This is a genomic window from Cellulosimicrobium sp. XJ-DQ-B-000 (assembly GCF_031119065.1).
Lineage (GTDB): Bacteria > Actinomycetota > Actinomycetes > Actinomycetales > Cellulomonadaceae > Cellulosimicrobium > Cellulosimicrobium funkei.
Window position 1 is genome coordinate 1 of sequence record NZ_JAVHYN010000011.1, and the last position, 19,877, is coordinate 19,877.

Annotated in this window: 18 protein-coding genes, 1 tRNA gene and 1 riboswitch; of the genes, 6 read left to right on the forward strand and 13 right to left on the reverse strand. The window is 74.6% G+C overall.

Annotated elements, in window-relative coordinates; genetic code table 11:
- The 3 genes from RDI86_RS13485 to RDI86_RS13495 form a co-directional block, all read left to right on the forward strand.
- Window positions 1–2,852, forward strand: a 2,852-nt coding sequence (locus RDI86_RS13485; RefSeq protein WP_308821575.1) for a fibronectin type III domain-containing protein, incomplete at its 5' end; no start/stop codon positions are given.
- A 91-nt stretch (window positions 2,853–2,943) separates the two neighbouring features.
- Entirely contained in the window at window positions 2,944–3,609 is a 666-nt protein-coding gene (locus tag RDI86_RS13490) for a ClpP family protease (protein ID WP_076406328.1), read from the forward strand.
- Window positions 3,609–4,214, forward strand: coding sequence for a ClpP family protease (locus RDI86_RS13495; RefSeq protein ID WP_009866251.1), 606 nt, complete (start codon window positions 3,609–3,611; stop codon window positions 4,212–4,214). The genes RDI86_RS13490 and RDI86_RS13495 overlap by 1 nt, the downstream gene beginning before the upstream one ends.
- Window positions 4,215–4,257: 43 nt before the next feature.
- Here RDI86_RS13495 and RDI86_RS13500 read toward each other — a convergent pair whose 3' ends face one another.
- From RDI86_RS13500 to RDI86_RS13510, 3 genes are all read right to left on the reverse strand, one after another.
- Window positions 4,258–5,247 carry a DUF6882 domain-containing protein gene (locus tag RDI86_RS13500; RefSeq protein ID WP_308821576.1) on the reverse strand — a complete coding sequence of 330 codons (990 nt, stop codon included), beginning with the start codon at window positions 5,245–5,247 and terminating at the stop codon, window positions 4,258–4,260.
- A gap of 68 nt (window positions 5,248–5,315) precedes the next feature.
- Window positions 5,316–5,798: a helix-turn-helix domain-containing protein gene (locus tag RDI86_RS13505; protein ID WP_168946145.1), complete on the reverse strand. Its 483-nt coding sequence runs from the start codon at window positions 5,796–5,798 to the stop codon at window positions 5,316–5,318.
- Between the two features lie 112 nt (window positions 5,799–5,910).
- Entirely contained in the window at window positions 5,911–6,663 is a 753-nt protein-coding gene (locus RDI86_RS13510) for a TenA family protein (protein WP_021483086.1), read from the reverse strand.
- Window positions 6,654–6,782: riboswitch (TPP riboswitch) on the reverse strand. It overlaps the preceding gene by 10 nt.
- A gap of 86 nt (window positions 6,783–6,868) precedes the next feature.
- On the opposite strand from RDI86_RS13510, the gene RDI86_RS13515 reads away from it, so the two are divergent.
- Both RDI86_RS13515 and RDI86_RS13520 read left to right on the forward strand, forming a co-directional pair.
- A complete protein-coding gene (locus RDI86_RS13515) occupies window positions 6,869–7,795 on the forward strand; it encodes a VOC family protein (RefSeq protein WP_251176922.1) in 927 nt (308 codons plus the stop codon).
- Between the two features lie 84 nt (window positions 7,796–7,879).
- A complete protein-coding gene (locus RDI86_RS13520) occupies window positions 7,880–8,275 on the forward strand; it encodes a glyoxalase/bleomycin resistance/extradiol dioxygenase family protein (protein ID WP_076406322.1) in 396 nt (131 codons plus the stop codon).
- Between the two features lie 42 nt (window positions 8,276–8,317).
- Here the strand turns inward: RDI86_RS13520 and RDI86_RS13525 are convergent.
- From RDI86_RS13525 to RDI86_RS13570, 10 genes are all read right to left on the reverse strand, one after another.
- Window positions 8,318–8,394 (reverse strand) — tRNA-Leu (locus RDI86_RS13525).
- A 152-nt stretch (window positions 8,395–8,546) separates the two neighbouring features.
- Window positions 8,547–10,037 (reverse strand): NAD(P)/FAD-dependent oxidoreductase, encoded by a 1,491-nt coding sequence (locus RDI86_RS13530; RefSeq protein WP_043656236.1) that lies wholly within the window; start codon window positions 10,035–10,037, stop codon window positions 8,547–8,549.
- Between the two features lie 191 nt (window positions 10,038–10,228).
- Window positions 10,229–11,626: a hypothetical protein gene (locus RDI86_RS13535; RefSeq protein WP_308821577.1), complete on the reverse strand. Its 1,398-nt coding sequence runs from the start codon at window positions 11,624–11,626 to the stop codon at window positions 10,229–10,231.
- Entirely contained in the window at window positions 11,626–11,958 is a 333-nt protein-coding gene (locus RDI86_RS13540; RefSeq protein WP_076406316.1) for a PadR family transcriptional regulator, read from the reverse strand. The genes RDI86_RS13535 and RDI86_RS13540 overlap by 1 nt, the downstream gene beginning before the upstream one ends.
- A gap of 211 nt (window positions 11,959–12,169) precedes the next feature.
- Window positions 12,170–13,204 (reverse strand): Ppx/GppA phosphatase family protein, encoded by a 1,035-nt coding sequence (locus RDI86_RS13545; protein ID WP_308821578.1) that lies wholly within the window; start codon window positions 13,202–13,204, stop codon window positions 12,170–12,172.
- 21 nt (window positions 13,205–13,225) lie between these two features.
- A complete protein-coding gene (locus RDI86_RS13550; RefSeq protein ID WP_241769854.1) occupies window positions 13,226–13,753 on the reverse strand; it encodes a DUF501 domain-containing protein in 528 nt (175 codons plus the stop codon).
- Window positions 13,754–13,794: 41 nt separating this feature from the next.
- Complete coding sequence (locus tag RDI86_RS13555; RefSeq protein ID WP_308821579.1) at window positions 13,795–14,613, reverse strand: septum formation initiator family protein; 819 nt, start codon at window positions 14,611–14,613, stop codon at window positions 13,795–13,797.
- 192 nt (window positions 14,614–14,805) lie between these two features.
- Window positions 14,806–16,092: a phosphopyruvate hydratase gene (gene eno, locus RDI86_RS13560; protein ID WP_061268679.1), complete on the reverse strand. Its 1,287-nt coding sequence runs from the start codon at window positions 16,090–16,092 to the stop codon at window positions 14,806–14,808.
- A gap of 207 nt (window positions 16,093–16,299) precedes the next feature.
- A complete protein-coding gene (locus tag RDI86_RS13565; protein WP_308821580.1) occupies window positions 16,300–17,079 on the reverse strand; it encodes a MazG family protein in 780 nt (259 codons plus the stop codon).
- Window positions 17,080–17,203: 124 nt separating this feature from the next.
- A complete protein-coding gene (locus RDI86_RS13570) occupies window positions 17,204–19,390 on the reverse strand; it encodes a carbohydrate-binding module family 20 domain-containing protein (protein WP_308821581.1) in 2,187 nt (728 codons plus the stop codon).
- A 258-nt stretch (window positions 19,391–19,648) separates the two neighbouring features.
- Between RDI86_RS13570 and RDI86_RS13575 the strand changes: the two genes are divergently transcribed.
- Complete coding sequence (locus tag RDI86_RS13575; protein ID WP_061268680.1) at window positions 19,649–19,867, forward strand: PLD nuclease N-terminal domain-containing protein; 219 nt, start codon at window positions 19,649–19,651, stop codon at window positions 19,865–19,867.
- Window positions 19,868–19,877 lie beyond the last annotated feature (10 nt).

A 19,877-nucleotide genomic window follows, 5' to 3' on the forward strand; every position in this document is an offset into this window, starting at 1 on the left:
CCGTGCCCGTGGAGGACATCCTGGGCAAGACCGAGGTCACCGTCCCCGTCCTGGACAACGACGAGGACCCCGACGGCGCCGCGAGCGAGCTCACCGTGACCACCGACGCGAGCACCGCGAGCGTCACCCCCGACGGCGAGCTCACCGTCACCCTCACCGAGGGCCGCCAGGTCATCACCTACACCGCGACCGACATCGACGGCCTGACCGCCAAGGCCTTCGTCAAGGTCCCCGGCCTCACCGACCAGGCCCCGACCCTCCGCCCCGGCATCACGCCCCTGGAGGTCGTGAGCGGCGAGCCGCTGCCCATCGACATCACGGACTACGTCCTGGTGGTCGAGGGCAAGACTCCCCGGCTCACCACGGAGGAGAAAGTCACCGCGCTCGAGGGCACGCGAGAGGTCCTCTCGACCACGGAGATCACCTACACGTCCGCGGCGGACTACGTCGGTCCCGCCGCCGTGACCTTCGAGGTCACCGACGGCTCCGGTCCCGACGACCCCGACGGCCACACCGCGCTGCTCACGCTGCCGATCAGCGTCGTGCCGCCGGAGAACCTGCCGCCGGAGCTGTCGACCCCGACGCTCGACGTCGCGGCGGGCGAGGAGGCCTCGATCGACCTCGCGCGCTTCGCGACCGACCCCGACGGCGACCCCCTGACGTTCAAGGCCACCGGCCAGGCGCAGGGCGTGACCGTGTCCGTCGAGGGCACCACGCTGCGCGCCCAGGCGACCCCGGACGTGCCCAAGGGCTCGGTCGTGCAGGTCCCGATCACCGTCACCGACGGCGAGCACCCCCCGGTCGAGGGCACCGCGACCCTGACCGTCGTGGCCTCCACCCGGCCCCTGGCGCGCGCCAACCCCGACACCGTCGACGACGCCCACCAGGGCAAGGCCACCACCGTGCCCGTCCTGGCCAACGACTCCAACCCCTTCCCCGACACGCCGCTCGAGATCGTGGCGGCGAGCGTCGAGACGGGCAGCGGCGACGTGTCGTACAGCGGGGGCGACGTCGTCGTGACGCCCGCCGACTCGTTCGTGGGCGTCATGGTGGTCGTCTACCGGATCCAGGACGCGACGAAGGACCCCGACCGCATGGTCGAGGGCCGCGTCCAGCTCAAGGTCCTGGGCAAGCCCGAGGCGCCCGCGACCCCGCAGGTCGTCGAGGTCCGCTCCAAGACGGTCGTGCTCACCTGGGACCCGCCGAACAACAACGGCGCCGACATCACCGGCTACACCGTGCGCTCCCAGAACGGCTACACCAAGGAGTGCGGCACCACCACGTGCACCCTCGACGGGCTGACCAACAACGTCGAGTACACCTTCACCGTCTACGCGACCAACGCCGTCGGCGACGGCCCCGCCTCCCCGGCCTCCGCCGTCGCCCGACCCGACGAGAAGCCCGACCCGCCCGCCGCACCCCGCCTCGAGTTCGGCGACAAGTCCCTCACCGTCACCTGGACCAACAAGACCTACACCGACCGCTCGCCGATCGAGACGGTCGACCTCGAGATCTCCCCGGCGCCGAAGGGCGGCGCCGTCCAGGTCACGGCGCTCTCGGGCACCCAGTACGTGTGGAACGGGCTCGAGAACGGCACCGCGTACAGCGTCCGGGTCCGGGCGAACAACCTCGCCCCCGACCCCTCGGACTGGGGCGAGTACTCGGGCGAGATGGTCCCGGCGGGCCTGCCGGACGTCCCGGAGACGCCGAGCGCGGTCCGCGCCGCGGACTCGCCGCTCAACGGCGGCTCGATCGACGTGTCGTGGAAGCCGCCGTTCGAGAACGGCGACGCGATCAAGGGCTACACCCTGCAGCGGTACAAGAACGGCGCCCGCGACGGCGCCGCGCTCTCCCTCACGGCGACGAGCCACAAGGCGACGGGCCTCGACAACGAGTCGTCGTACACGTTCACGGTGACGGCCGAGAACAAGGCGGGCCGGACGGCGGAGAGCACGGCGTCCGCGGCCGTGGTCCCCTACGGGCGCCCCGAGGCTCCGCCCCGGCCGAGCGTGCAGAACGTGGGCGGCGGCGGGCAGGACAGCGGCATCCCGCGCGTGTCCTGGGGCGCCGCCGACGCGAACGGCAGCCCGATCACGGGGTACACCGTCACCGCGGCGCCCGGGGGCGCGAAGAGGGACGTCGACGGTACGTCCGTCGACTTCACGGGCCTCCCCGCCGGGAACTACACGTTCACCGTCACCGCGACGAACAAGGGCGGCACATCCACGTCGAGCCCGGCGTCGGGGCAGATCAGCGCGTACGGCAAGCCCAGCGCGCCGGGCGTCAGCCCCAACAAGACCGGCGCCACGAGCGGCACGTTCACGGTGACGGCACCGTCGTCCAACGGCGGGAGCGGGGTCACCCGGTACAACTGGCAGCTCTCCGGCAGCCAGAACAGGTCGGGCTCCGGCCAGAGCGTGGACGTCGGTGGCGACTACGACCAGACCTACACGCTCATCGCCCAGGCGTGCAACGCCGCCGGGTGCGGCCCATGGAGCTCGGGCCAGACGATCCGCACCGACCCGCGGCCGGTCCCGCCGACCATCTGGGTGACACGCGGTCCGCAGCAGAACACGCAGCCCGGCTTCGGCAACTGCATCGGCCACATGTGCACGGTCTTCCGCGTCAACGCCAACGCGACCTTCCCGTCAGGGGACTACACCTTCCGGTGCTACGCCGACGGCCGCCAGGTCGGGAGCTACGCGTGGCCTCGACGCCTCAACGCGGGGAGCTACGTCGACCTCGGTTGCATCCTCGGCAACAGCGGCGGCACGCCCGCGACGGTGTGGGTCAGCATCGACCCGGCCCCGGGCGGCATCGTGGTCGAGCGCCGGTCCTGGCCGAACCTCTGACCCGGTCGTGAGGAGGCCGATCTGCCGTCGGCGAATGAGCCGACGGCAGATCGGCCTCCTCACGGGGCCACTGCGGGCGCAGGGTGGTCGCATGACCACGCACCTGACCGGCCGACACGCCGTCGGCGACCACCACCGGACCCCGCGCGCAGAGGCTGCCGCCTCGGCGGCCTCCTCGTTCGACGACCAGCTCACGACGCGCCTGCTCCACCAGCGCATCGTCGTCCTCGGCACGGCCGTGGACGACGCCGTCGCGAACCGCCTGTGCGCCCAGCTCCTCCTGCTCTCGGCGGAGGACCCGCGCGCGGACGTCGCGCTCTACGTCAACTCCCCCGGCGGCTCGGTGAGCGCCGGCCTCGCGATCTACGACACGATGCGGCTCATCCCCAACGACGTGTCGACCGTCGCGATGGGCTTCGCCGCGAGCATGGGCCAGTTCCTCCTGTGCGCGGGGACGCCGGGCAAGCGGTTCGCGCTGCCGCACGCGCGGATCATGATGCACCAGCCGTCGGCCGGGATCGGGGGCACCGCCGTCGACATCGCGATCCAGGCGGAGAACCTCGTCTACACCAAGGGGCTCATGCACCGGCTCCTCGCGGAGAGCACCGGGCAGTCCGTCGAGACCATCGCCGACGACTCCGACCGCGACCGCTGGTTCACCGCGCAGCAGGCGCTCGAGTACGGGATGGTCGACCGGATCGTCGAGAGCGTCGACGACGTCCGCCCCGCCCGCGCGGCCCGGAAGGTGGGTCTGTGATGGCGAGCTACACGATCCCGACCGTGGTCGAGCGCACGCCGCTGGGCGAGCGCGCGTTCGACGTCTTCTCCCGCCTGCTGTCGGAGCGCATCGTGTTCCTCGGCACGGAGATCGACGACGGCGTCGCGAACGTCGTCATGGCGCAGCTCCTGCACCTGGAGTCGGACGCCCCGGACCAGGAGATCGGGCTGTACATCAACTCCCCGGGCGGCTCCGCGACCGCGCTCATGGCGATCTACGACACGATGCAGTTCGTCCGCTGCGACGTCTCGACCATCTGCATGGGCCAGGCGGCCTCCGCCGCGGCCGTCCTGCTCGCGGCGGGCACGCCCGGCAAGCGGTTCGTGCTGGAGCACTCGCGCGTCCTGCTGCACCAGCCGTCGGGCGGCGGGGAGGGCACGATCTCGGACCTGTCGATCCAGGCCGAGGAGATCCTCCGGATCCGGTCCGAGACGGAGGAGGTGCTGGCGCGGCACACGGGCCAGACCGTCGAGCGCCTGCGCGCCGACACCGACCGCGACCTCGTGCTCACCGCGCGCCAGGCCGTGGAGTACGGCGTCGCGGACGCCGTCGTCACCTCGCGCAAGCTCGCCGCGGCGGCGTGACGCCCGACCGCGGGGGCGACCCCGTGCCACGTCAGCCGCGTCGTCAGCCGCGTCGTCGGAACCACGACCGGCGGCGCGGCTCGGGGGTCGTCTCCGCGGGCGACGGCTCGGGCACGGCCGATTCCGGCGCCGCGGGCGCAGGCTCGGGCGCGGCCGGCTCGTCCGCCGGTGGCTCCGAGACGGTGAGCGCGGGCGCCGTCGGCTCCGAGGCGGCAAAGTCTGCCGTGGGCGGCTCCGACGCCGTGGGCTCCGACGCCGCGGCCTCGGGCTCGGCCGCTGCGGCCTCGGCCTCGGCGGCCGGGGGCGCGGCGGCCTCGGGCGCGGCGGTCCGTCGGGACGACGCGGAGATGCCGGCGATCCGCCCGCGCTCGTCGAACCGCACGGTCACGGTGCCGTCGGGCACGTCCAGCACGACGGCGCCGGTCCCGTCCGCGACGGCCGGCAGGCCGCGCGCGCTCGCGTAGGACGCGACGGCGCGCCGGTGGTCGACGACCGTGACGGACAGCAGCCCCTCGCTCAGCGTCCGCACGACGCGCGGCACGCTCGGGGCGGGCAGGGCGAGGTCGGCGTCGTCCAGAAGGAACCACGCCCGCGTGCCGCCGCCGACGGGGGCGCTGTAGTGGGCGGACGAGCCGGTCACGGCCTTGGCCGCGAGCGCGAGCCGGTGAGCGAGGTCGTCAGCCAGCGGGAGCTCCGGCTCGGCGGCCTCGCGCAGCCCGGTCCGGCGCGTGCTCTCGGCGGCGGTGAGCACGGCGTCGGGGAAGCCGTTGACGTTCTGCCACGCCCACATCCACGTACCCGGCCCGGGCGCGGCCGTGCCGAGGAACTGGAGGCGGCACGTCGCGGTCCCGCCGTCGGGCGCGGTGAAGGTGAAGACCCCGGTGGTCAGGTCGGCTGCCCAGGCGTCGTCGCCGTGGAGGTCCGTCAGGTGGAGCTGGTGCTCGTGGGAGAGGAACGCGGCGTCGTCGACGAGGTCCTGGAGGGCCGGGACGTCCTGGGCTGCCGTGCCGTGCGCGGTCTGCGGCTCCGTCATGGACCGACGGTAGCGGCGCGCACGGCGCCCGGCCCCCGCACGACACGCGGTGCGACGGGGACCGTCGCTCAGGCCGCGAGGAGCAGGACGTCGCCGGCGCGCGCGGTCGGACGTCGGAGCGTCTCGGCGACGGGGAGGTTTCGCACGGGCTCGCCCGCCGGGGCGACGTGCCGTGGCGCGGAGAGGGCACCGCGCTCTCGCGCGGAGGACAGCACGCGGACGGGCGCGAGCGGCCGCAGCTCCTCGCCCGTGCGGGCGACGAGATCGACGAGGCGCAGGCCGAGGGCGCCGCACACGGCGGCGAGGACCTCGGACGACGCCTCCTTGCGCCCGCGCTCCACCTCGGACAGGTAGGCGGTGGAGACGCGCGCGGCGGCCGCGACGTCGACGAGCGTGCGCCCCTGCGCGAGCCGCGCCCGCCGCAGGATCCCCCCGATGACGTGGCGCAGGAGGGGCTCCGCCCGTCCGCCCGCCCGGGAGCGGGGGCTCGGCGTCGCCCCGTCCGGCACCACGTCCGGCAGCGTGCCCGGCACCGCGCTCGTCGCGTCCATGCGTTCACGCTACCCGCGGCCCACCCGGGTGCCGAGGCACCCGGGTGGGTATCTGCTGCTGGCGTAAGGCCGGGCGCACGACGCGAGCCGGCCGCGCGCCCGGCCGGACGGGTCACCAGCGCTCGAGCGACCAGGCCATCTGCCAGAAGCGGATCTCGTGGCGGCAGCTCAGCTCGAACGCGCGCTCCATGCGCGCGCGCTCCGCCTCGCCCGCGTCCGCGGCGAGCGCGTCGAGGCGTGCGCGCAGGTCCGTGAGGACGTCCTCGGTGCGCTCGGCCGCGTAGAACTGCCACCAGCCCGCGAGCGGGTGGTCGTCGCCGAGGGCGCCGGGCGTCGTCTCGCGCTCGCCGAGCCAGAAGCGCCGCGCGGACCAGATGTAGGTCCACGGGCACGGGAGCAGCGCGGCGAGCAGCACGCCGAGCGAGTCGCGGCCGGCCGCCGTCATGTGGTCCACGTAGGCCTGCGCGCTCGGCGCGAGGCGGTGCGTCTGCGCCTCCTCGTACGTCACGCCGAGGAAGTCGCACATCGCGTGGTGCGCGTGCGACTCGTCGTCGAGGAGGAAGCCGGCCTTGTCGTGGAAGTAGGCCGCCCACGACCGGTCGGGCGCGAGGGCCATGCCGAGGCCGTAGCAGCGCAGGTAGGCCGTGAGGTACTGGTGGTCCTGGCCCACGTAGTGGCGGACCGCGGCGGGCTCGACGGAGCCGTCGCGCAGCCCGGCCAGGAAGGGGTGGTCGTAGAACGTCTCGAAGAGGTCCGCGTACCGGCGGGCGAGGTCGGCGGTGAAGCCGGTCTCCTCCTGCCGGACGAGCGCGGTCGGGTCGTCCGCGAGGACAGGGTTCAGGGTGATGGCAGCAGGCGTCGTCATGCCCACGTTCCTCCGCTCGTGCTAGCGAGATCAGGTTCGACGGGTCCGGGCGGCCGTACCGCTCGTCTCAGTCCCTCGGCCCGGGCCGTGGCCCGGGCGGGACGCCCCGCGTGGTTCGCGCCGACCCTAGCAAGGACGGCGCCGGTGCGGGAGCCCTCGCCACGGTGTGGGAATATAGTTGTAGCGACAACAAGTTGGAGCAGACATGACCACGAGCACGCCGGGCGCGCCGACCGACCGCCTCCTGTCCCCGTCCACGAGCATGGACGCCGTCACGCTGCGCGTGGGCGACCTCGAGCTCATGACCTCGTACTACACAGGCGCGTTCGCCCTCGCCCCGCTCGAGGAGCGGTCGCGCGGCGCGGAGGTGCACCGTGTGCTGGGCCGCGGCCGCACACCCATGCTGCGCCTCGTGCACACGCCCGGGCTCCCGCCCGTCGACCCGCGCCAGGCCGGCCTGTTCCACACGGCCTTCCTGTTCGACGACGGCCCGAGCCTCGCCGCGACCGTCTACCGCGCCGCGCAGGACCGCCGCGGCACCTTCGTCGGGTCGAGCGACCACCTCGTCAGCGAGGCGTTCTACTTCACCGACCCCGAGGGCAACGGCGTCGAGCTCTACACCGACCGCCCCCGCGAGACGTGGGTGCGAGAGCACGGCCAGATCCTCATGACGACGACGTTCCTCGACCCGAACGCCTACCTGCGCACGCACCTCGACCAGGAGACGTTCGACGCCGGCCCCTCGCTCGCGGGCCGCGTCGGCCACGTGCACCTGCAGGTGGGCGACGTCGCGACCGCCCACGCCTTCTACGTCGACGCCGTCGGCTTCGAGGCGACGCTCACCGGGTACAGCGGGGCGCTCTTCGCGTCCGCGGGCGGATACCACCACCACGTCGCGATGAACGTGTGGAACAGCGCGGGCGCCGGACCCCGCGCCGCGAGCCTCGGGCTCGGCGACGTCGCCGTCACGGTGCCGGGCCGCGAGGACCTCGACGCGCTCGTCGCCCGCTTCCGTGCCCGCGGGCTGGAGCACGCGGACGACGGCCGCTCCGTCGTCGTGCACGACCCGTGGGGCACGCGCGTGACGCTGTCCGTCCCCGGCACCACGACCGAGGAGCTGCTCGCGCGCTGAGGCGCGGCGCCCCGGGCACGGGGCGCGCGCCCGGGGCACGAGGCGCACGATGGGAGGACCCGCCGAGCGCACCGAGGAGCGACCGTGTTCCGCAGCCTCTTCCCCGTCCTCACCGTGGCCGACCTCGACCGGTCCCTCGGCTTCTACCGCGACCTGCTGCGCGGGACGGTCGAGTACGCGTTCCCCGACGACGGCCCACCCGTCTACGTGAGCGTGCGCGTGGGCGGGTCGCCGCTCGGGCTCGGGCAGGGCGACCCGCCTCCGGCGGACACCCGCGTCGTGCTGTGGGTGTACGTCGACGACTGCGACCGCGCCGTCGAGCACCTCGCGGCCGCGGGCGTGCCCGTCCTGGAGCCGCCCGCGGACCAGCCGTGGGGCGAGCGCGTCGCGCGCGTGCAGGACCCGGACGGCACCGTCGTGATCCTCGGCCAGGAGGCCGCTCCCCCGGCCGAGCCGGAGGGGCCGACGGGGCTGTCCTAGCCCGGGGAGCCCTGGCGCCTCGGAGCCGACCGCCCGTCGGCATGGTGCCCCCACCGGGACTCGAACCCGGAACACGCCGGGTTTAAGCCGGCCGCCTCTGCCAGTTGGGCCATGGGGGCGCGGGCCGAATCTACCGCGCGCGCGGGGCTCCCCGGGCCCGTCGCCACGACGGCCGCCCGCTCGGACCCGGACGCGACGAGGGGCGAGCCGCACGCGCGGCTCGCCCCTCGTCGTCGGGCACGACGGCCGGGCCGGGGGCCCGGCCGCGGCCTCAGGAGGCCTTCGCCGCCGGCGTCCGGTCGTCGGCGTCGACGGTGCCCGCACCGGACTCCGCCGCGGCCGCCGAGCCCTGCGCGGTCTGCTTGACCGGGTCGCCGTCCTTCTTGGGCGGGACGGACGCGGCGCGGAACTCCGCGCGCGGGTCGTGCAGCGAGCCGAGCGACACGAGCTCGCGGCCCATGAGGAACTGGCCGATCCAGCCGATGAAGATGCGGATCTTGCGGTTCCCCGTCGGCATCGCCATGACGTGGTAGCTGCGGTGCATGAGCCACGCGAGCGTCCCGCGGAGCTTGAACACGCCGAACAGCTCCGCGACGCCCTTGTACAGGCCGAGCGACGCGACCGTACCGACGCTCTTGTGGCGGTACTCGACCGGCGGCTCGCTGTGCAGCTCGAGCGCGAGGTTGTCGGCGAGGCGCGTGGCCTCACGGATGGCGTGCTGCGCGTTCGGCGGGCAGAACTTGCCCGGGTTCAGCACGTCCGGGACGGCGGCGCAGTCGCCCGCGGCCCACGCGTTCGGCACGACGTTGCCGTCGGCGTCCGCGACCTGGAGCGTCGGCAGCACGGTGATGCGGCCCAGCTTGTCGACCGGGAGGTCGGACGACTCCTTGAGGACCGGGTTCGCCTTGACGCCCGCGGTCCACACGATCGTGTCGGAGTCGAACTCGACCCCGGTCGAGGTGACGACGTGGCCGTCCACGCACGACGACAGGAACGTGCTGAGGTGGAACTCGATGCCGCGCTTCTTCAGCTCGTCGAGCGCGTACTGCGCCATGGGCTCGCTGAGCTCGGGCAGGATGCGGCCCGCGCCCTCGATCATGACGAAGCGGAGGTCCTTCTCCTCGATCGTCGCGTAGTTGCGCGTCGCGTAGCGGGCCATGTCCTCGATCTCGGCCAGCGCCTCGATGCCCGCGAACCCGCCGCCGACGAACGTGAACGTGAGCATGCGGCGACGCAGCTTCTCGTCCCACGTGGACGACGCGACGTCCATCCGGTTGAGCACGTGGTTGCGGACCGCGATGGCCTCCTCCACGTTCTTGAAGCCGATCGCGTTCTCCGCCAGGCCCGGGATGGGCAGCGTGCGCGACACCGAGCCGAGGCCGACGATCAGGTGGTCGTACGTGACCGAGTAGTCGTCGCCCTCCTCCGGGTGGATCGTCACGCGGCGGTCCGTGTGGTCGATCGAGACGACCTTGCCCTGGAGCACGTCGACGCCCTTGAGCGCACGGCGGTGCGGCGCGACGACGTCGCGGCCGTCGATCGAGCCCGCGGCCGCCTCGGGGAGGAACGGCGCGTACGTCATGTACGGGCGCGGGTCGACGACGACGATCGCCGCCTCGCGGCGACCGAGCTTCTTGCGCAGCCGGCGGGCGGCGTACAGACCCACGGAGCCGCCGCCGAGGACGACGACGCGGGGCACCTTGCGGGGCCGCGGCGAAGCGGTCTGGGCACGGCTGACCGAGGTCAGGTCATTCTGAGGCATGGTTCCAGAGTATTACCGGTTGCGGCACAGGCGAGCCGGAGCGTCCGCCTGACGAGCGTGACGCGCCCCACGCCGCGCGGACGGACGGGGGCAGAGGCGGGCACACGCGGGCACAGGCGACATTCCGCAGGGGCCGGGACCGGGGTGGTGCGCCGCCGTCCGCCGTGGGCGCACCACCCCGGGCCCGCCGGTCAGCCGATCGCGCCGACGACGGGCGTCGGGCCGGTCGGTGCGGGCGCCACCCCGCCCGCGGGCGGGGTCGCGGGCGCCTCCTGCGACGGCGCCGGGTCGCCCTCGGCCGGCTCGTCGGCCGGCGCCTCGCCCGCACCGCCCGTGCCCGACGACGTCTCCCCCGTCCCCACGCTCGACGGCACCGCGGTCGGTGCCTGGAGGAACGGCCACGGCATGTCGCGCGTGCGCGTCCCCGTCGCCGGGACGGGGCGGCCGTCGCCCTCGGGGTACTCGACGTCCTCCTCGGCGACCGCGCGCAGCGGGTAGACGTTCCACCGCTCGCGCCCGTCCGTCGAGACGGCGGGCTGGAAGTACCACGCGCCCTCGACGTCGGGCACCGCCCACGCCCCGGAGGCACCCTCCTCGGTGACCGTGCGGACCTGGCGGCCGCGGTCGTCGAAGACCTGGACGTCGCGGAGCGGCTCGCCCGCCGCGTCGTACACGAAGAGGTTGGACACCTGCGCGCCGTCGACCCACACGCCCGCCGTGCCCGGGGAGTCCCCGCTCCCGAACGACACGCTGCTCACGAGGCCGCTGCTCGCGTCGCTGCGGCCCTGCTCGTAGCCGCGGTCCCACGCGTACGGGCTCGACGCGCTCGCCGAGGCGGCGACGAGGACGGCGGGCACGGCCGCGACGGCCGCGGCGACCGACAGCGGACGGCCGACCTTCCGCAGCCCGCGGGTGGGCAGCCACCGGCCCCGGCCCCACTGCACGCTCACGACGACCGCGATCAGCACGACGACGCGCGCGGACAGGTCCGGCGGGAGCACGGCCACCTGGTATCCCGCGACCAGGGCGAGCAGGAGCGTCGCCACGACCCAGCCGCGCAGGATCCACCACGCGGGCGTGAGGGCGCGCAGGAACTCGGCCGTCGAGGCCCACTGCGGCGACGAGGTGACGGGCTGCCAGCCCGCGCGCCAGTCCGCCGCGAGCATCTCGCCGAGCCCGGCCAGCCGACGGCGCACCCCGGGGCGCGGGCCGCGCGCGGCGCCCGGGACAGCAGGAGGCAGACCGGCCGCGGTGCGCAGCTCGGCGGCGTACTCGGCCGGTGGACCGAAGAACGCGACGAGGTCGAGGCCCGTGTCGTCGAGCGCCTCCGTGCCGTCCGTGCCGGTCGTGCCGGCCGGAGCGCCGTCCGACGACGCCGGCGCGGGGGCCCGGCGCGGGAGCGCCCCGGGCGCGTCGACGACCGCCTCGGCGAGGTCGGCCTCCAGCCCGTCGGCGAGCTCCTCGACCTGGTCGGGGCGCAGGTCGGCGAGGTGCGCGCGCACCTGCTGGGCGTAGGCGTGGACGTGCCCGTAGAAGGCCCGTCCGACGGGCGCGCCGGCGGGCGGCTGCGCGGGGGTCGTCGTGCTCATCAGGCGGCCACCTCTCCGGTCCGCAGCAGCGCGGACACGGTGCCCGCGAACGTCTGCCACTCCTTGCGGTGCAGGTCGAGCATGGCCCGGCCCTGCGGGTTGATCCCGTAGTACTTGCGGTGCGGCCCGGCGTCGGACGGCACGACGTAGGTGGACAGCGCCCCGCCGGCGTACAGGCGCCGCAGCGTCCCGTACACGGACGCGTCCCCCACGTCCTCGAGCCCCGCCGCGCGCAGGCGCCGCACGACGTCGTACCCGTACCCGTCCTCGGCCTCGACCGCGGCGAGCACCGCCGCGTCGAGCACCCCCTTGAGCAGCTGCGTGGTGTCCATCCGTCCCTCCGTCGGGCGTGGCCCCGGTCCGTCCCGGTGCTCGGCCTCCGGGATCACGGGATGCACACTACCGTGCGATGCGCAGTACCGTGCACACGACACGCCCCTCGCCCGAAGACGCCGGAGCCCGGGCCGCGGGCACCGGGCGGCCGGTGCCACGCGACGCCGGGCTCGGCGGTCGGGCAGGAGGGGCCGCCGGGGCGACCCCGGGTCAGGCGAGCGACCAGGCGATGCCGTCGAGGATGTCGTGCTCGCTCGTCACGACCTCGGTGAGCGACCCGCCCGCGGCGGCGACGTCGTCGCGTACACGGCGCACGACCTCCGACCACACGAGCGCGCCCGCGCCGATGACGTCGACGCGCCCGGGGTGCATGAACCCCAGGGCGGTGCGCTCGGCGCGCGTGCGGTGCAGCAGGTCGTCGCAGGCGGCGAGCACGGTGTCGACCGGCAGCACGGACCCGTTGATCCGGTCGCGGTCGTAGCGGGCGAGGCCGAGCGCGTGGGCCGTGACCGTCGTGACGGACCCGGCGAGCCCGACGAGCGTCGCAGCCCGCCCGAGCGGCACCACGCGGGCCGCGTCGTCGAGCGCGGCCCGCACGTCGGCGCGGGCCGCCGCCTCCTCCTCGGGGGTCGGCGGGTCGGAGCGCAGGTGCCGCTCCGTCATGCGCACGCACCCCACGTCCATCGAGTACGCGGCGTCGGGCGTCGTCGTGCCGAGCACGAGCTCCGTCGAGCCGCCGCCGAGGTCCACCACGACGTAGGGGCCGGGGCGCACGGCCGCGACGGTCGACGTCGCCCCGCGGAACGACAGCGCCGCCTCCTCCTCGCCCGAGACGACCTCGGGCTCGACGCCGAGCGCGTCGAGGACGCCCGCGACGAACTCGTCGCGGTTCTCGGCGTCCCGCGTGGCCGACGTCGCGACGAAGCGCGTCCGCGTCGCGCCCAGGTCGGCGATCACCTGCGCGTAGCGGCGCGCGGCGACGAGCGTGCGCGCGAGCGCCTCGGGGGCGAGCCGACCCGTGCGGTCGACGCCCTGGCCGAGCCGGACGACCTCCATGCGGCGGTCCAGGTCGACGAGGGTCCCGGCCTGCGGGTCGACGTCCGCGACGAGGAGGCGGATCGAGTTGGTGCCGCAGTCGATCGCCGCCACGCGCGAGGCGCCGGGCGGGACGGGGGCGGGCGAGGCGGCCGGCGCGGCGGTCGCGCCCGGGTCCCGGGTGAGCGGAGAGGTGGAGCCAGAGGTCATGCGTCCAAGCGTGCCACGCGGTCAGCAGGTGCAGCGGTCGGGGCGCCACACGTCGCGCACGCGCTCGAGCGCCTCGTCGCCCAGCGGGTTGACGCCCGGCCCGGCCGCGAGCGCGTGGCCCACGAGGACGTGCAGGCACTTCACGCGCGTGGGCATCCCGCCCGCCGAGATGCCGTCGATCTCCTCGACGTGGCCGAGCGCCTCACGCTGCGCGAGGTAGTGCTCGTGCGCGCGCCGGTAGGCGGCGGCGAGCTCCTCGTCCTCGGTGAGCCGCTCCGACATCTCCTTCATGACGCCGTTCGCCTCGAGCGTCGACGCGGCCGCGACCGCGCCCGGGCTCGTGAGGTAGAAGGTCGTGGGGAACGGCGTGCCGTTCTCGAGCCGCGGCGCCGTGCGGACGACGAGCGGGCGCCCGCACGCGCACCGCGCGGCGATGCCGACGACGCCGCGCGGGGTGCGCCCGAGCTGCTCCGCGAGCGTCTCGAGGTCGCGCTCGGTGACGACGGCGTCCGGGTCGTCGGCGGGGATGGCCAGGCGGGCGTCGGGCACGGGACTTCCTTCGGGTCGGTCGGCGGCGTCGGGACGACGCCTCACCCATTCTCCCCGCTCTGCGGAGCGCCCTCGTCGCCGGCCGGTTCCTCGCCCGCGGGCGCGGTCCCGTCGGACGTCCCCGCGTCGTCGCCGGACGTGCGCGGACCGCCCGCGACCTGCACCGACTCCCAGATGGCCTCGTACCAGGGCGTGCCCTCCTCGTACCCCCGGACGGGCCCGTCCGTGATCGTCCGCCCGGTCTGCGGGTCGGTGTCGTCGACGACCGTCTCCGGGTCGAGCACGCGCCACGGCCGCTCCCCCGGCATGACGAAGTTCAGCCGGTCCCGCGCCTCGCGCTCGACGTACGCCTGGTCGTCCCAGCGGGCGAGCTCGGCCTCGAGCTCGGTGTGCTCGGCCTGCGCCTGCTCGAGGCCGGCGCGCAGCTCGCGCAGTTCCCCCGTCTGGTTGACGTACGCGCGCAGCGTCGGCAGCAGGAGCACCGCGGCGAGGAGCACGACGACGGACAGGACCAGGGTCCGGACGGTCACCACCTCGGGCAGGAGGAAGCCGTAGCGGCTCCGGCGCCGGTCCTCGGGCGCCGGGCCGGCCGCACGTCGCGTCGACGTCGCGCTGCTCGGTCGGGCGGCGGGGCGCCGCGCGCCGGACGACGACGGGGTCCGGGCGGTCGAGCCGCCGCCCGGGGACTTCGCCGAGGAGCCCGACGCCGTCCGCGGGGCGCCCGTGGACGCCGGGCGCGGGCTCGCGGCCCCCGAGGACGCGGAGCGCTTCGTGGGCTTCGTCCCGGACGTGCCGCGCGCGGGCCCGGAGCCCGGCCGCGCGGGGGCACCGGGGCGCGGGGGGCGACGCGAGGACGGCATGCCCCGATTGTGCTGCCGCGAGACGCGGCGCGCCGGGAGCACGCGCGGTGCGCCCGCGAACGTGAGGCGATCGACACGACTTCTTCACCCGCCCGGACGCGCCGGAGCCCGGCGGGCCGACGAGCGGCCCTCCGGGCTCCGGGTGCCGGGTCGTCCCGGCGGGGTCGTGCGCGACCGACGGTCAGCCGCAGGTCAGCCCTGCACCGTCCAGCGCGGGAACGCGCCACGGCCGGCGTAGCGGGCGGCGTCGTCCAGCGCCTCCTCGATGCGCAGGAGCTGGTTGTACTTGTTGATGCGCTCGCCGCGGGCGGGGGCACCCGTCTTGATCTGGCCGGCGTTCGTCGCGACGGACAGGTCCGCGATCGTCGTGTCCTCGGTCTCACCCGAACGGTGCGACACCATCGCGGTGAAGCCGTTGCGCTGCGCGAGCTCGACGGCGTCGAGCGTCTCGGTGAGCGTGCCGATCTGGTTGAGCTTCACGAGGAGCGAGTTCGCCGCCTTGAGCTCGATGCCCTTCGCGAGACGCTCCGGGTTGGTGACGAACAGGTCGTCGCCGACGATCTGCACCTTGTCGCCGACCTCGGCGACGAGCTGCGACCAGCTGTCCCACTCGTCCTCGGACAGCGGGTCCTCGATGGAGACCAGCGGGTAGTCGCGCACGAGCTGCTCGTAGTAGGCGATCATCTCGGCCGGCGTCTTCGCGCCGCCCTCGAACTGGTACGCGCCGTCCTTGAAGAACTCGGTGGACGCGACGTCGAGCGCGAGCGTCACGTCGGTGCCCGGCGCGAAGCCGGCCTTCTCGATCGCGACGAGGATGAGGTCGAGCGCCTCGCGGTTGCTCGCGAGGTTCGGCGCGAAGCCGCCCTCGTCGCCGAGGCCGGTGGCCAGGCCCTTCTCCTTGAGCACGGACTTCAGCGCGTGGTAGACCTCGGCGCCGGTGCGCAGCGCCTCGCGGAACGAGGAGGCGCCGATCGGGGCGACCATGAACTCCTGGATGTCCACGTTCGAGTCCGCGTGCGACCCGCCGTTGAGGATGTTCATCATCGGCACGGGCAGGACGTGCGCGTTCGGGCCGCCCACGTAGCGGTACAGGTCGAGGCCCGCGCTCTTCGCGGCGGCCTTCGCGACGGCGAGCGAGACGCCGAGGATGGCGTTCGCGCCGAGCTTGCCCTTGTTCGGGGTGCCGTCGAGGTCGATGAGGGCGGCGTCGATGAGGCGCTGGTCCTCGGCCTCGAAGCCGATGAGCTCCGGGGCGATGTCGTCGATCACGGAGTTCACCGCGCCCTCGACACCCTTGCCCAGGTAGCGGGACTTGTCGCCGTCACGACGCTCGACGGCCTCGAACGCACCGGTCGACGCGCCCGAGGGCACTCCGGCGCGGGCGAACGTCCCGTCGTCCAGGACGACCTCGACCTCGACGGTCGGGTTTCCGCGGGAGTCGAGGATCTCGCGCGCTCCAACGGCTTCGATGCTGGCCACAGGTGCTCCTTCGGGGCAGGGCTGCGGGCGCTTCGAACGGTGGTGGCGGACCCGGGCAGGGAAACCCGGGACGCCGCGTGCGCGCCCGCGACGATGGTGGGTTTACGACCACAGCCTAGTGCCCGGTTGTGACCTGCGCCGCTGCGTCCGGTCCGTGGGCCCCGGGTCGGGGACCTGCGCGTCGACGATCGGGACGAACGTCCCGCCTCAGCCCTGCACCGCCGGGCCGGGCTCCGCGGGCGCCCCTGCCGACGTCTCGGCCGCGACGATCCGCGCCTCGACGCGCCGCAGCTCGCCCCGCAGCGCGGCCTCCGCGTCGAGCCCGTCGGCCTCCGCGCGGGCCACGAGCGCGAGCAGCTCGCGCCCGAGCCGCTCGTCCGGCGTCGGGCCGGCGCCGTCCTCGCCGACCGCACCCGCCCCGGTGCCCGACGGCGCCGCGAGCGCCGCGCCGACGACGTCGCCGAGGCCGCCGCGCCCGGCCCGGGACAGGACCTTCTGCGCGCGGGCGAGCGACCCCTGCGTGTGCGAGATGCCCTCGAGCACCGACGAGCGCTGCTTCTCCGCCTTCTTGATCGCGTCCCACTGCCCGTGCAGGTCGGTCGCGTCGGCGTCCGCGAACACGTGCGGGTGGCGCCGCACGAGCTTCGCCGCGAGGTCGGCGGCGACGTCGTCGACGGTGAACGGGTCCGGCTCCTCGCTCGCGATGCGCGCGTGGAACAGCACCTGCAGGAGCAGGTCGCCGAGCTCCTCGCGCATCCCGGCGCGGTCGTCGGTCTCGATGGCGTCGGCGAGCTCGTGCGCCTCCTCGAGGAGGTACCGCACGAGCGAGACGTGCGTCTGCTCGCGGTCCCACGGGCACCCGCCCGGGGAGTAGAGGCGGTCCATGACGGCGACGACGTCGCGCAGCGGGTCGGTCGCGGCGTCGGGCGCGCGGTCGTGCGCGGGCTCGTGCGGGTCCGGGGCGGCCGAGGGCTCGGGGGCGGTCACCGCCTCATCGTAGGTTCGCCGGGCGCGCGGTCACCGCCGGTCGAGCGTGCCGTCGCTGCCTGCCCCCAGCACGCGGTCGTGGCCCGGGCGGGGCCACGACCGCGTGGTGGGGACGGCGGAAGCGCTACGACCGCCAGGTGTCCGACAGCGTCACGGAGCCGTCGGCGCCGACCGTCGCCGTGCGGTTGCCGCCGCTCTCCCAGACGACGTTCCCGCCGCCGTCGCGCTTGACGTACTTGTACTGGAAGGTCGTGCCGGCCGGGAGGTCGACGCGCGCGGTCCACACCGGGTAGGCCGACGACGACAGCGGGACGCCGTTCGCGGGCGCCCAGGAGCCGAGCGCCGGGATGCTGCCGACGACGTGGACCGTCTGGCCCCACGTGGTGGTCGCGGTGACGGAGAACGACGCGTCGCCCTGCCCTTCGACCGGCCCGCCCGGCGACCCGCCGCCGTCGCACGGGTCGCCCGCCGTGACCGTCCCGCCGGAGACGGCGACCGCGGCGCCGGACAGGGCGTAGTCCTTGCCGCCGTTGCTGTCCCAGGCGCCCGAGCCGTTCGTGAAGGCGGCGGTGACGGTCGCGGCCGCGCCCGTCGCCCCGCTGGGCAGGCTGATCTGCCGCGAGACCCAGCCCGTGCAGGCCGCCGTCATCGGGAGCCCGGGGACGCTGGTCCAGGCGCCGGTGCCGACCTTGTAGTGGACGTTGTACGCGTTCCAGCCCTTGTCGGTCGCGTAGTAGACGGTCGTCGTGCCGGCCGGGTCGACGGGCCCGGGGCCCCCGGTGCCGCCGTCGCCGCGCGCCCCGACGTGGAGCGCGAGCGCCCCGTACGCGGGCACCGTCGCCGTGAAGGTGCCCGAGCCGGAGACGGAGACGGTCTTCGAGCAGTCCTTCGACGCCACGACGTCGCAGTACGTCCCGGAGGGGAGCGAGGTCTGGTAGGTGCGCGTCACGGCGTTCGCGGAGTTGTTGATCGTCACGTAGCCCTTGGCGCCTCGCCCGTAGGCGATGTGGTTGTTCCCGTCGTCCCACCAGCCCGTCACCGAGGTCCCGGCGACCGCGTTGTGGAAGCCGACCATGCCCGCGATCTCGGTCCAGCGCTGCGTGCAGACCCACGCGCTGTCGGCACAGCTCGCGTCCGGCACGGAGGTGGCCGAGGCGCCGGGCGCACCCGCGTCCTTGTCGCTCCACGTGTAGCCCGAGTAGACGCTCGGCGCGCCGTAGGGCCACGAGAGCATGAACGCGTTGGCGAGCCGGTACTTGGCGCCCCACTTGTAGTTCATCGTCTCGCCGTTGCGCTCGGTGTCGTGGTTGTCGACGAAGACGCCCGCGCGGTCGGAGGGGAGCTTGTTGTCGCCGATGGTGCGCAGGTCCTTGATCTGGGCGTCGAACCGGGACTTCAGCTCGCGCGCGTAGAAGAACTCGTGCGAGTCGCCGGAACCGAGGTACTCCGAGGGCTGGATCGGCTCGCCGCTCGCGCCGATGACCTCGTGCACCCAGAAGACGTTCGGGTTCGTGAGCCGCGCCTTGATCGCCGCGAGGTCAGCGGCCGGGATGTGCTTCGCGGCGTCGATGCGGAAGCCCGAGACGCCGAGCGACAGGAGGTCGTTGAGGTAGCCCGCGATCTTGCCGCGCACGTAGTCGGAGCCCGTCCGCAGGTCCTGGAGCGAGACGAGGCGGCAGTTCTGGACGTTGTACCGGTCGCCGTAGTTGCTGATGTTCGACCGGCAGTCGTTGAAGTCGTTCGGCCCGTACGGGACGCCCGGGAAGCTGTCCACGGAGTAGCTCGTCCCGCCGGTCCCGGTGCCGGACCCGGTGTCGGCGCCCGCCGTGTGGTTGACGACCGCGTCGACGATCACGCCCACGCCTGCCGCCTTGCAGGCGCTCACCATGCGCTGGAACTCGGCGCGGGTGCCGAGCTTCGACTCGAGCTTGTAGCTGACGGGCTGGTAGGAGGTCCACCAGGCCGTGCCCTGGATGTGCTCCTGCGGCGGCGAGACCTGGACGTAGCCGAACCCGGCCGGGCCGATGGTGCTCGTGCACTCGGCGGCTACGGAGTCCCACGTCCACTGGAAGAGGTTGAGGATCACGTCGCCCCGGCCGTTCGGGGAGTCGACGACGGGCGTCGGCACGGGCGGCGCGGCCGCGGCGGGTCCGGCGACCGGGACCGCGGCCAGCGCCGCGGTCAGCGCGAGGGCCGCCGAGGCGCCGGCCGCGAGGACGCGGCGCAGGCGCCCGCGGTGCGGGCTGGCGGGGCGGCCTGCGGGGACGGGGGTGGGCGCCGGGGGTCCGGCGAGGTCGGTGGTGCGCGTCATTGCAGCTCCTTCGAGGATGCGGCCGCCCCTCGCTCGGCGTCGAGCACGGGCGGGCCACGCGGTGATGACGAGCGCCCCGGGGTGGCGGGCGCGACCGGCACCTGCGGCGTTGCAGGATGTTTCCGGATGTTGCTGCAACCTTACAGAGACCGGCGCGGGCTGTCACGACCTGTGTCCACGGGTCGTGCGGACGGGTCGTGCCGGTGCGGCGGCGGCCCGGACGGCATAGCGTCGGAGGACACGCCGAGAGGAGACGCCATGGGAACCAAGCGCCGGTGGAAGGACCTGACGAAGGGTCAGCGGATCGCCGTCGGGGTGGTGGGAGCCGCACAGGTCACGCTCACCGCCGCGGCGTACCGGGACCTCGTGCGTCGGCCGGCCGACCAGGTGAACGGGACCAAGCTCGCGTGGGGCCTCGCGCTCCTCGTCAACTGGGTCGGGCCCATCGCCTACTTCCTCGACGGCCGCAAGAGCTGACCGCGGGAGG